The organism is Corallococcus sp. CA041A, from assembly GCF_003612075.1.
Taxonomy (GTDB): Bacteria; Myxococcota; Myxococcia; order Myxococcales; family Myxococcaceae; genus Corallococcus; species Corallococcus exiguus.
Genome location: NZ_RAWF01000304.1, coordinates 1 through 11651 on the forward strand (window position 1 = coordinate 1; position 11651 = coordinate 11651).

Annotated in this window: 6 protein-coding genes; all 6 read right to left on the reverse strand. The window is 71.9% G+C overall.

What is annotated here, in order from left to right:
* A partial coding sequence (locus tag D7V77_RS35945; protein ID WP_233597446.1) for a serine/threonine-protein kinase occupies positions 1 to 2593 on the reverse strand: 2593 nt, incomplete at its 3' end.
* Between the two features lie 4 nt (positions 2594 to 2597).
* The gene (locus D7V77_RS35950) at positions 2598 to 3422 is read right to left on the reverse strand and encodes a hypothetical protein (protein ID WP_233597447.1); all 825 of its coding nucleotides are present in this window, start codon (positions 3420 to 3422) and stop codon (positions 2598 to 2600) included.
* 26 nt (positions 3423 to 3448) lie between these two features.
* Positions 3449 to 6049, reverse strand: a complete 2601-nt coding sequence (locus tag D7V77_RS35955; protein ID WP_120580779.1) for a TonB-dependent receptor — start codon at positions 6047 to 6049, stop codon at positions 3449 to 3451.
* 236 nt (positions 6050 to 6285) lie between these two features.
* On the reverse strand, positions 6286 to 7212 hold the full coding sequence (locus tag D7V77_RS35960; RefSeq protein ID WP_233597448.1) for a PhnD/SsuA/transferrin family substrate-binding protein: 927 nt from the start codon (positions 7210 to 7212) through the stop codon (positions 6286 to 6288).
* On the reverse strand, positions 7209 to 9722 hold the full coding sequence (locus D7V77_RS35965) for a tetratricopeptide repeat protein (protein WP_120580780.1): 2514 nt from the start codon (positions 9720 to 9722) through the stop codon (positions 7209 to 7211). Before D7V77_RS35965 ends, D7V77_RS35960 begins: the two co-directional genes overlap by 4 nt.
* Positions 9723 to 9730: 8 nt before the next feature.
* Positions 9731 to 11530, reverse strand: coding sequence for a PP2C family protein-serine/threonine phosphatase (locus D7V77_RS35970; protein ID WP_120580781.1), 1800 nt, complete (start codon positions 11528 to 11530; stop codon positions 9731 to 9733).
* Between the last annotated feature and the right edge of the window lie 121 nt (positions 11531 to 11651).

Genomic DNA, 11651 nt, shown 5'->3' on the forward strand with positions numbered 1-11651 from the left:
CAGCAGGGAAGCGCCCCGCAGCCGCCGCTGGGGCACCATGCGACGGGGGCGCTGCCACGGGGTGCGGCTGCGGAGCCGCGGTCAGCGGGGCGACGGACGGCACCGCCACCGACGGACGCGCGGGCGCCTGCGGCGGAGGCCCCACGCGCGTGGGCACGTTGGCGGACGCCGCGGGGCGCACAGCGGTGGGCGGCGGCATCGGCGACGTGGGCGGAGGCGCGGCCGGGCGCGACGGACGGGGCGCGGCGGCCACGGGCGGTGCCACCGGAGGCGCGGAGGCCATGGGCGGCCCGATGACGGAGACGACCTCGGTGCCCCGCTCGGCGGGCTCCGGCGGGGAGGCCACCGGGGGCGGCTCCATCCGGGGCATGCTGCCGGAACCGCCGCGCACGGGCGGACGGGACAGGTCCGACGGGGCTCGCATGTCGCTGCCCGAGCCCGTGCCCACGTTGCGCGAGTGCGAGCCCGTGCCCGGCATCAGCGCCCGGGGGTTGGAGCCCGTCCCCGGGCCGGCGATGGACGACGGCGCGTACTCGGAGAGCCGGTCGCCCAGCGTCTCCTTGAAGAACTGCGCCACCGACGCGGGCGACGAGGACAGCCGGTGGTGCGCGATGACGGCTTCAATCTCCTCGCGCATCGCCGCCGCGGAGGGCGTGCGCCGCGCCGGGTCCTTCACCAGCGCGCGCAGGATGAGGTCCGACACGTCCTGCGGGATGTGGGGCCGCAGCTGCGAGGGCACCGGCGCGGGCTCGCGCACGATGGCCGCGAGCGTGGCCGCGTCATGGTCCCGGCGGAACGGCAGCTGGCCGGTGAGCAGTTCGAAGAGCACCACGCCCAGCGCGAACACGTCGTTGCGCCAGTCCAGCGGGCGGCCGCTGGCGGCCTCCGGGGAGAGGTACGAAATCTTCCCCTTGATGACGCCCGCCTGCGTGTGCTCCTCGCCCTGCACCTTGGCGATGCCGAAGTCCGACAGCTTGATGGCGCCGTCCAGCGACACCAGCACGTTGTGGGGGCTGACGTCGCGGTGCACCACCGGGTGCGCCGTGCCGGAAGGGTCCACGTAGCTGTGCGCGTAGTGCAGGCCCGCGGCGACCTCCGCCACGATGCGCAGCGCGTGCTCCAGCGGCAGCGCCATGCCCTTGCGGCGCAGCTCCGTGAGCAGGCGCTTCAGGTCCGGGCCGCGCACGTACTCCATCAGGATGTACGCCACACCGTCCGTCACGCCCACGTCGAAGGTCTGCACGACGTTGGGGTGCGTGAGGCGCGCGTTGGCGCGGGCCTCCGCGAAGAGCATGTCGACGAACTCAGGATTCTCAGCGAACTGCGCGAGAATCTTCTTCATCACCACGAACTTCTCGAAGCCCTTCACGCCCTGCTGCTTGGCGAGGAACACTTCCGCCATGCCGCCCTGCCCCAGCCGGCGGATGATCTGCAGCCGCGCGCCGCTGGTGTGCGTGTCCGTGGCTGACGAGCCCCGGGCGCCGGGGTCCGTGTTGGTGGAGCCGAAGAGGTACTGACTGAGCGCGCGCTGCTCCAGCGCCTCGATGTCCTCCAGCGGCTTGTCGGTGAGCGGCGTGCGCGCGAGCAGCCCCTGGAACTGCGCGAGCGCCGGAGCCCGGGAGCTGCCGCCGCAGACGGGGCACACGCGCTCCATGGTGCCCTTGGCGCGCAGCACCTCCAGGTACTCGGAGGTCTGGATGCGCTGGTGGGTGACCTGGCCGCAGTTGCGGCAGTCACACGGCAGCCACAGCGTGGCCAGCTTCGCGGGCAGCGTCTTGGTGGACTTCGCCAGCACGGCCAGCAGCGGCGGCGGCACGCGGCAGAGCACCACCTGGGCGCCCTGCGCGGCCACCTCCAGCACCTGTTCGATGCGCGGCAGCGCTTCCTGCTCCACCACGCTCACGTGGCAGCAGTCGAACGCGACGCGCCCCTCCAGGCCGGACGCCAGCCGGCGCACGTTGAGGTCGCCCTTGAGCGTACTGGCCAGGGTGATGAAGGTGATGTCGTCCTGGACGATCTTCAGGTGCGACGAGAGCTCGGACGGCTCCGATGGGATGCCGGAGCGCAGGTAGCGCAGCACCGCGGGATCCACCGCGGAGAACTGCTGGCGGCGCGCGAAGTCGAAGAACTCCGTGGGCTCGTCCGCGAACTCCAGCGGCTGGGAGCACACCGGGCACTGGTGCGGCGGGGCCCCGCCCTGCTCCAGCACCTTCGCCTCCTCCACCAGGCGGACCAGCCGCAGCCGGTCCTCCTTGCAGAAGCGGCACGTGTACGGCGCCAACAGCGAGAGCACGCGCGCGACGCCCGCGAAGCCCTCCACCATGTTGAGCTGATCCACCACCACCGGCGGCGCGTTGACGACGTACAGCCCCGACACGCCCTGCGGCGGGTGGCCGGCGAACTCAATCCACCGGCGCACACCGAAGGAGCTGATCCGCTCCACCAGGCCCAGGTCCACCACCACCAGGCCCTGGATGCCCTTGGAGGCTGGCGTGAGGGGGAAGGTTTCGTCGATCACCCCGGCCACGCGCACGTGGGTCAGACTGCCCACGCGCAGGGAGGTGATGCTGGCATTGGAAGTTTGGCTCTCCACCCGCCTACCCTCGTTCCAGACTGAACAGCAGCGACTTGGGCTGCGCGGCCCGGCGGCGACCGTCGCCCAGGTCCACTCCACAGGCGAACTGTGTGCGCTTTCCCGGAGTCACCCGCACCGCCACTGCGTCGCTGTGCTCCAGGATGCGCCGCAGACCCAGGCCCGCGCCACCACCCGAAGCATCCACCTGCGCCTTCTCACCCCAGGCCTTCACCACCCGCACCAACGGTGACACCGACAGGCGGCCGAAGCGGTCCGTCGCCTCCAGCCACGCCCTGCCGTCCGCCACCGCCCACGACACCAGGCAGCGGTCTTCATCCGCCACCGACTGCACCTGGCCGCGCCGGTGGGCGTACTTCGGCTCGCCGCTTCCGTCCACTGGCGCGTCGAGCAGCGCGTTCACGCCAATCTCATGGACGACATCCGCCACCCGGCTGGCCGCGCCCTTGGAGCCGCCAGCCTGGAGGACGGCCTCGGCCGCGCGCTCGCCCACGGCCGTCACCTCCGCCACGCTGCCCAGCCACGCCACGGACGTGGCTGCCTCCTTGGGGATCATGGGCTCGCCGCGCAACAGCGCGCTCAACAGCCGCGCCTCCCAGGCGGACGGCTGGCCGCCCTCACGGGTGGCCAGCAGCAGCGCCGGGGGACGGCGTTCCAGGAGCGCGGCGTGGGCGGGAGTGAACCGCCCGTCGAACAGCACCAGCTGCGGCGCCGCGTCGTCACCGCGCCCCAACAACAGGCCGTCCCGGGCCAGCACTCCGGAGGCCTTCTCCAGCGCCTCCGGCGTGAGCGTCGTGTCCGGCGTCAACTTCAGGGGAGCATCCTTCACGGCGGCGACGGTATCCAAACAGCGCCCTAATAATGGAGTCGAACTTCTGTGAAGACGCCCAGCGGCGGTGCGGGGAAGCCGTGGGACTCCTCGTACTTCGCGTTGAAGAGGTTCGTGCCCAACAGTGACACCGCCACGCGCTCGTGGACGTTGAAGCCCACGCGCGCGGTCGCGGTGATGTAGCTGGGCAGCTTCACGCGGGTGGTGGTGCCGGCGTTCTCGTCCACCACGAAGCCCGGATCATACCGGGCGCCCACGAACAGGCCGTAGAGTTCCACGAAGGCGAACTTGCCGATGTTGGTGCGGCCGCGCAGGTAGACGCGGTGGCTGGGCGCGTAGTCCAGCGGGTAGCCGGATCCGCCGCCCACCGGCAGCGCCTGGGCGTCCAGGAACTGGTAGGCCACGTCGAAGGACGAGTTGAGGGACGGCACCTGCGCCGCCGCTTCCGCCTCGAAGCCCGCCACGCGCGCGTCGCCCAGGTTCTTGAACTGGGACGTGGAGCCGAAGAGGAGCTCCTGATTGATGAAGTTGCGGGCGCGGTTGTAGAAGCCCGTGCCCGTCAGGCGCACCCTGCGGTCCAGCGGCCAGAAGTCCACCGCCGCCTCCACCGTGTCCAGCGTCTCCGCGCGCAGGGACGGGTTGCCCAGGAGCGTCGCGGCGTACATCTGCTGATTGATGGCCAGCTCCGCCAGCGTGGGCGCGCGGAAGGCGCGGCCGTAGTTGGTGCGCAGCGTGAGCAGCTCCGGGATGGCGTGGAACACGACGCTGGCGCGCGGGGACACCTGATCCGTCTTCGCCTCCCAGACCTTGGAGGGGATCTGGTAGTTGTCGTAGCGAGCGCCCGCGCCCACCACCAGCCGGTCCGTGATGCGGTACTCCGCGTCCACGAAGCCGCCCAGGATGGTCTGCTTCGTGTCGTCCAGGGTCAGGCCGGGCAGGATGTTCTGGTTGTTCACCTGGTCGGCCTTCACGTCGCCGCCGACGGTGACGGAGAGCTTGTCCAGGGAGAACAGCGCGCGCGCCTCACCGCCCAGGCGGCTGCGCTTGCCCAGCGTGTCCTCCAGGGCGCCGGTGATTTCATTCTCCAGCGTCACGTTGCGGCGCTTGAAGAAGGCGTAGGCCTGGGCGAACACGCGCACGTTGTCCGTCACCTGCTGATCCAGCTGCAGGGCGGTGTTCAGGTTCTGGACGTGCTCGTTGTCCTGCGCGGTGTAGTGGCAGCGGCCGCAGTTGCCCACGGTGGAGATGTTCTGACCACCGGGCCGGCCGATGTTGCCGTCCGTGAAGTCCGCGTCCAGCGCGAGAGGACCCACGCGGACCTTGCCGTTCACCTGGTGGACCAGCGAGTCCTCGTTGGTGTCCGTCTGGTTCAGCTGCGGGTTGTTGAAGAGCTGCGGGCCGTCCGAGCCGAAGCCGTAGTAGCCGAGCAGCGCCTCCACCGGGCCGCCGCGGCCGGCGACGTTGGTCTGCAGGCGCCAGGTCTTGTCCTGGCCCGCGAGGATGCGCGCGTCGGCGCCCACGTTCTGGCCCTTGGCGATGAGGTCCGCGGGCTGGCGCTCGATGATGTTGATGACGCCGCTGAAGGCGTTGGAGCCGTAGAGCGACGAGCCCGGGCCGCGGATGACTTCCACCTGCTTCAGGTTGGTGAGCGGCGTCGTCTCATCCGCGTAGAACTGGCCCGTCCAGGGGTCCGTCAGCGGACGGCCGTCCTTGAGGAGCAGGAGTCGGTTGGACAGGTAGTTGGAGCCCAGGCCGCGCGCGCTCACCGCCGCCTTGCGCATGGAGCCCCGGCGGCACTCCATGCCGGGGAAGTACTGGATGGCCTCGCAGAGCGAGAACTGGCCGGTGCCCTCCAGCTCCTCCGCGGGGATCCACGACACCGTGAGGGGCACGTCGGAGATGCGCTGGCTGCGCTTGGACGCCGTGGTGACGACGGCCTCGCTCAGCGCCCTGTTGATGTTCTGCTCCAGGTCGTCGCCACCGCCCAGGTCCGGGCCGTCCAGGCCGGAGAGGCTGGAGGGCGGCGGCAGCGCGCGGTCGGAGGTGGGCTCCGTGAAGGGCGCGCGGTCCGGGACGTTGTCCGCCGTGCGCGGCTGTGACGACGGGAGCACCGCGCCGGCACCCAGCGTGGGCGCGGGCGGCGGGTTGGACGGGATGTCCGAAGTCAGCGGCCCGTCATACGGCGACGGCGAGGCCACGGGCAGCGGATCCGAAACGGACGGGCCAGGGCCGGCCACGGGGGCGAGCGGCGCGGGCGGCGGCTCGGTGGCGAGCGCCGGCGGCTGCGCGGCGGGCTCGTCCCCGGGAATGGGCTCCACGTCCGTCGGCGGGGGCTGCGCCTTCGCGCCCCGGCGCGTCTTCGCCGTGCGCGGAGGCTTCGCGCCGGGCGTGGCGGCCTTGGCACCCGGCGTGGCGGCCTTGGCGCCCGGCGGGGTCGCCGCGCGCTTGCGGGGGGCCTTGGTCCGCGTCTTGGGGGCGGGCTCCTGGGCCTCCTGGGCCTGGGCCGTCTCCACCGCGAAGAGGGACAGGGCGCAAACCACCAGGGTCAGGCACGCGCGCGCGCCCATCCGACCGGCAAACCCCTTCACCGCGTTGGTGCGCGATCCACCGTACTCAGTCGAGTCCATCGTTCTCAATTCCACGAGGGGAAGCAGGGGGTATCCGCGGTTCTAGCGCCAGGAACCAGAGCCGGTGCGACTGGCAATTGTTCTCAGGGATGAGTTTCCACCCCTGAACGGTGGCGTTCCGCTCGACTTCTCAAATTACCGCAATAACTCGCCTTAGGCCAAGTCATGGCTGTCGATCGCGGTGAAACACGCGCACGGCGGTGGAAACCCCGTGCGCGGATCAGCTCACGGCGCAATCAGTCATCCGGCTGTTCGGCGGAGACGGCCAGGTCGTCCACGAACGGCGGGAGGGCGGGACCCAGCGACTCGGATTGGACGAGCACGGGCGTCTCCACCCGCAGGTCGGGAGAGTCCGCGAGGACGGGCTGACGGCGCGGGGGGCCCTGGGTGACGAGCTTGCGGAAGTCCTCGAACTCGCGGCCCTGGATGCGGGCGAAGGCGTCGAACGGGGCGACCGCACCCACGGAGGACAGGGACTGGGACAACGCGTCTCCCCCGCCCTTCAGGTCCACCAGCACGGCGCCCGGCACCCGGCTGCTCTTGAAGAGCACCCGCATGTCCTTGGGCACGTGCGCCACCGGAACGAGCGCGGCCTCCGCGCCCTTGGCCTCCAGCATCTTCACCGCCGACTCCACGTTGGGCACCGGCACCAGCTTGAAGTGCTTCTGGGCATCCAGGTCGCCGCCCAGCACGACGTGGGAGACGAACTTCGGATCCGCGGAGCCCGCGCCCTTGACCAGCGCCATGCGCTTGCCGGCGAGGTCCTTCACGGTGCCCTTCTGGAGGGAGATGATGGCCCAGCGCTGCTGCGTCTCACCGGCGCGCGGCGCGTACGCCACCGGCTCCGCCTTGGAGCCCAGCTGCACCGCGGCCCAGCCGTCCACCACGGCGAAGTCGATCTGCCCCTCCCCCACCGCCTTGGAGAAGTCCTCGTAGCGGCCAAAGCTCTTGGCGCCAACGGGGCGGCCCAGGCTGGCCTCCAGCTTCTGGGCGAGCGCCTCCGCGTACTGGAAGCGCTCCTGACCGTCCGACAACGTCGTGGCGAGGAACACGCCCAGCGTGGCCTTTTTCGGCGCGGCGGACGCGGGGCTGGCAACGGAAACGGCGAACAGCACGGCGGCGAGCAGGAGGCTCCCCCGCGCGACAAGGGATGGCGTCTTCACGGCGTCTCCTCCGCGACCCCGGTGGCCGGCGTGACGCCCTGCGCGTCACCCAGTCCATAGAGGCCCTGCAGGCGGTCCTTCCATTCCCGCACCTGGGCAGCGCGGGGGCCCGCGCCAGCAGCCAGGTAGCGGCGCCAGGCGTCCACGGCCTCGGCGGGTTCATGCCGTCGCTCCTGCGCGTCGATGCCCAGGTTGAGCGAGGCGACAGGTACGGCGGTCTCCAGGCGCTTCCACGTCGCGAGCGCCGAAGCGCTGTCGCCCTGGCGCCAGCCCACGCACGCCAGGTTGTGCTGCACCAGCGCGTCGTCGGGCGTCGCGGCGAGCGCGGCCTTCAGCGCCTTCTCCGACGCCTTCATGTTGCCAGAGGCGTACGCGAGCGCCGCCTCACGCCGCAGCAGCGCGCCGGTGAGGTTGCCCATCCACTTCGGCTGCCCGGGCATGGGCTTCTTCTGCGCGGCGGTGAGCAGCTTGCGCGAGGGCGCGACCTTGCCCTGGCGGTAGAGCACCCACGCGTCCGCGAGCGCGCGCGTGTTGGGCCACGCCCATTCCGGCGCGGGCGTGAGGGAGCGCTTGAGGCCCGCGGTGGCCTCCGCGAACTTCCCTTCTTCCGCGCGCGTGAGCGCCCGGGCGAAGGCGGCCAGCTTCGCCACGTCCGCGCGCTTGCCGGTGCCCAGGCGGTCCACCGCGTCCAGGTCCCGGTTCGCCGCGGCGGCGTCGCCCGTCTCCAGCTTCGCCAGGGCCCGGCGCACCAGCACGCGAGGCAGGTTCGCCTCCGCCACCTTCGCGGCCGTCTTGGAGGGCCCCGCGTCCGTCAGCCGCTGCACGGCGGCGTCCACCTGGCCCAGCTCCACTTCCGCGAGCGCGGCGCCCGCGGACGCTTCCGCGCGCTGATCCGGCTCCTGCGTGGCCTCACCAGACTGGGTGAACGCGGCGAGCGCGGCCTGCGCATCGCCACCGCCCAGCCGGGCGTAACCGAGCAACAGGTGCTCGCGCCAGGTCGCGCCCGGCAGCGTCACCGCGCCCTCCATCACCTTGCGGGCCTCCGCGAACTGGTGGCTGTCCAGGAGCGCGGCACCCAGCCGGCGGGCCATGGGCACGGAGCGGTCCAGGTCATACGCGCGGCGCAGGTCGCGCACGGCGTCTTCCAGGCGCTGGGTGCCGGCGCGATCTCTCGCGCGATGGGCCAGGGCCCGGGCCAGCCACTGCTTCGCGCCGGGGTGGTTGGGTTCCACCTGGAGCGCGCTGCCGTAGTCCTCGATGGCCTGGTCCCACTGGCCGGTGGCGAAGTGATCCGCGCCCAGCAGCACGTGGCCCAGCGCCTGGCGCGGGGCCATCTCCACCACGCGCCGGTGCACCTCCACCGCGCGCTGGTAGCGGCCGGCGCGGCGGTTGACGGAGCCCAGCGTCGCCCACAGCTCAAGGCTGCCGCCGCCCGACTTCACGGCGGACTCCAGGAACTGGATGGCCTCCTCGTGGCGCGCCTGCGCCTGGAGCGCCTTGCCCACGGCAATCTGTCCCAGGAGCAGGCCCGGCTGCAGCTCCAGCACCTTGCGGAACTCCGCTTCCGCCTGCGCGGGCTGCTTCTGCGCGAGCCGCACGTCACCCATCAAGAGGTGCGCGGCGGGCGTGGAGCCCAGCTTCATCAGGGCGGTGGCCTGCAGGTCCGCGCGCGGCACGTCACCCGCGGCCAGATACAGGCGCGCGAGGCGCTCCTTCGGCTCCGCCACCTGCGGGAACTTCGTCACCAGCCGCTCCAGGAGCGCGCGGGACTCCGGCACGTGGCCTTCCATCTCCAGCACGGCCGCGAGGCCGATCTGCGCGGTCGCGGACTCGGCCCGGCCGGCCTGCGCCTTCTCGAACGAGGCGCGCGCGGCGACAGCGTCCCGGCGGAGGAGGTGCGCCTTGCCCAGCAGTTCGTGGATCTGGAAGTCGTTGCCCGCGAGCTTCTCCGGGCGCAGCGTCAGGTAGCGCTGCAGCCGCGTCACGGCGCGGTTCCCGTCCTGGACGTACAGGTAGTAGCTGGCCAGGTAGTAGTGGACGATGAGGTGGTCCGGCTGATCCGCGGCGGCCACCTGCTCCAGCACCGGCACCGCCTCCTGGAAGCGGCGCAGCTTGAAGTACGCGGTGCCCAGCGGGTACGCGAGCGACAGCTCCTGCGGGCTCTGCGCGAACACCGGCGCAAGGCGCGTCACCGTGCGCTGGAAGTCCTGGAGCGCGTTGGCGGCGCTGCCCAGGCCCGCGGCGGCGAACACGGACTGGGGCTCCTGCGTGAGCGCCTGCTCGAAGAGCTGGAGCGCCTTCTTGAACTTCTCCTCCGCCTCCTTCTTGTCACCCTTGGAGGCGGCGGCGTTGGCGGACACGAGGGCCTGCTCGCCCTGCTCCGTCATGCGCTGCGCCTCGGTGGCGGGCGGCGGGCGGAACTGGGCGAGCGCCGCCGGCGGACCGGACAGGGTGGCCAGCAGGGCGAGCGCGGTGGAGACGCGGCGCGGGGAACGAAGGAATGGGCGCATGCGATTCGTCAAGGCGAGGGGGCGGGGCTGAATTCGGCGACGATGACGGTGATGTCGTCGCGCTGGGGCTGGCCGGCGCTGTACGCGCGCACGTCCGCGAGGAGCGCGTCGCGAAGGGCGTCGGCGGGGAGGTGGGCGTGGGTCTGGAGCGCGGCGGCCAGCCGCTGCGTGCCGTAGAGCCGGTTGGCACCGTCGCGCGCCTCGGTGAGGCCGTCCGTGTACCAGACGACGATGTCACCGGGGCTCAGCTGCGCCTGGCGCGACGTGAACTGCGACGCCACGTTCGCGCCCAGCAGCGGACCGCGCGCCGGCAGCGACGAAATCTGCCGCGTGTTCCGGTTGTAGACGGCCGCCGCCGGGTGGGCGCCCGCCGCGTAGTCAATCTGGCCGCTGTACACGTCGATGACCGCGAGCGCGCTGGACATCTGGTGCTCGCCGCGGCCCACGTTGGCCAGCGTCACGTTGAGCGCGGTGATCAGCATCTGCGCGTGCACCTGCGACGGCTCGCGCAGCGTCATGGCGGAGGCGAAGCCGCTGGTGGCGCTGGTGGCGACCAGCGACGTGGACAGGCCGTGGCCCGTCACGTCTCCGATGCCAATCACCACGCGCCGGTCGTCCAGCGCGGCGCGGAACCACCAGTCGCCGCCGCACGCGTCCGCGGGCACCACCAGCCCGGCCAGCCGCAGCGGCCCCACCGTCACGGCCTCGCGGCCCGGCAGGAGCGTCTCCTGCACCGTGCGCGCGAGCGACACCTCGCGCTCCAGCTGCGCCTTGGCGCGCACGTCCTCCAGCAGGACCTTGATGCGCTCCGCCATGTGGTTGAACACCACGCCCAGCGTCGTCACCTCGCGGCCCGCGCCCGGCGCAGTGCCCGCGCGAGCGCCCAGGTCACCGGCGGCCAGCTGCATCACGCGGTGGGTGAGCACGCCCAGCGGCTTGGTGATGCGGCGGCTCTGGAAGGCGGCCAGCACGCCGGCCAGGACGACGAAGCCCACGCCCAGCCCGACAATGCGCAGCGTGTTGGCGCGCACCGCGGCGCGGTTGGTCTCCTCCAACTCATGCAGCTGCTTCTGCAGGTCCTCCAGCGAGTAGCTGATGACGACCACGCCCTTGCCGGCCTGCGAGCCGTAGTCGAGCGGCTCCTGGAACTCGAAGACGGGCTGGCCCTGGAAGAAGGCGCTGGCCCAGCGGCGCTCCGCGGTGCGGCCTCCGGAGGACTCGCCCAGCTTGGCGGACGGGTCGCTGTCCGCGACGAGCTGCCCGTCCGCGTCGAACATCTGCACGCGCAGGATGTTTCGGTTGTCCGCGATGATGGAGCGCGCCACTTCCGTGAGGAACGCGTAGTTGTTGTCGCGCAGGCTGGTGGCGGAGGTGAGCGCCAGCGTGTGGCTCACCGTCTGGCCCAGTTCGCGCGCCTGGGACTGGAGCCGCTGCGTGAAGCGGTCCGACGTCGCGGTGAGCTGCGCCTCCGTCGTCTTCGCGGACAGCGCGGCCAGCAGGCCCACGATCACGATGACCAGCGCGCCCGTGGTGAGCAGCAGCAGCTGATCCAACCGGAGCCCGCGGATGGCCGCCACGTTGGGCAGCTCGCCGGCCTCCATGGGCGCGATGACCGTGCTCGTGGGCTCCGTCGCCGGCAGCCCCACCGAGCCCGTCAGCCGGGTGGCCGTGTTCTCCCCACGCAGCCCGGTGAGCTCCCGGGAATGGGTGCCGGTGTACTCCGGTGGAGGAGGCGGGGTGCCGGGCGCCGCATCGGATGCATCAGGTGATTCGGGCACGGGATCGAGGCGCGGGTTCGTACGGGACAAAGGCACACCTGGGGGAGCCCGCGTCGGAGAACGCGGTCGGGGCGGGGCGGACTGTATCTCACTTCCTGATTGACGCGAGGAGTCCACCTGTCAGGCAATTCCTCGCGGTCGCCCCCTCACC

Excerpts from the sequence above, each read along its gene's own strand:
- D7V77_RS35955 (WP_120580779.1), bottom strand. The coding sequence starts at position 6,049 with ATGGACTCGACTGAGTACGGTGGATCGCGCACCAACGCGGTGAAGGGG.
- D7V77_RS35965 (WP_120580780.1), bottom strand. The coding sequence starts at position 9,722 with ATGCGCCCATTCCTTCGTTCCCCGCGCCGCGTCTCCACCGCGCTCGCC.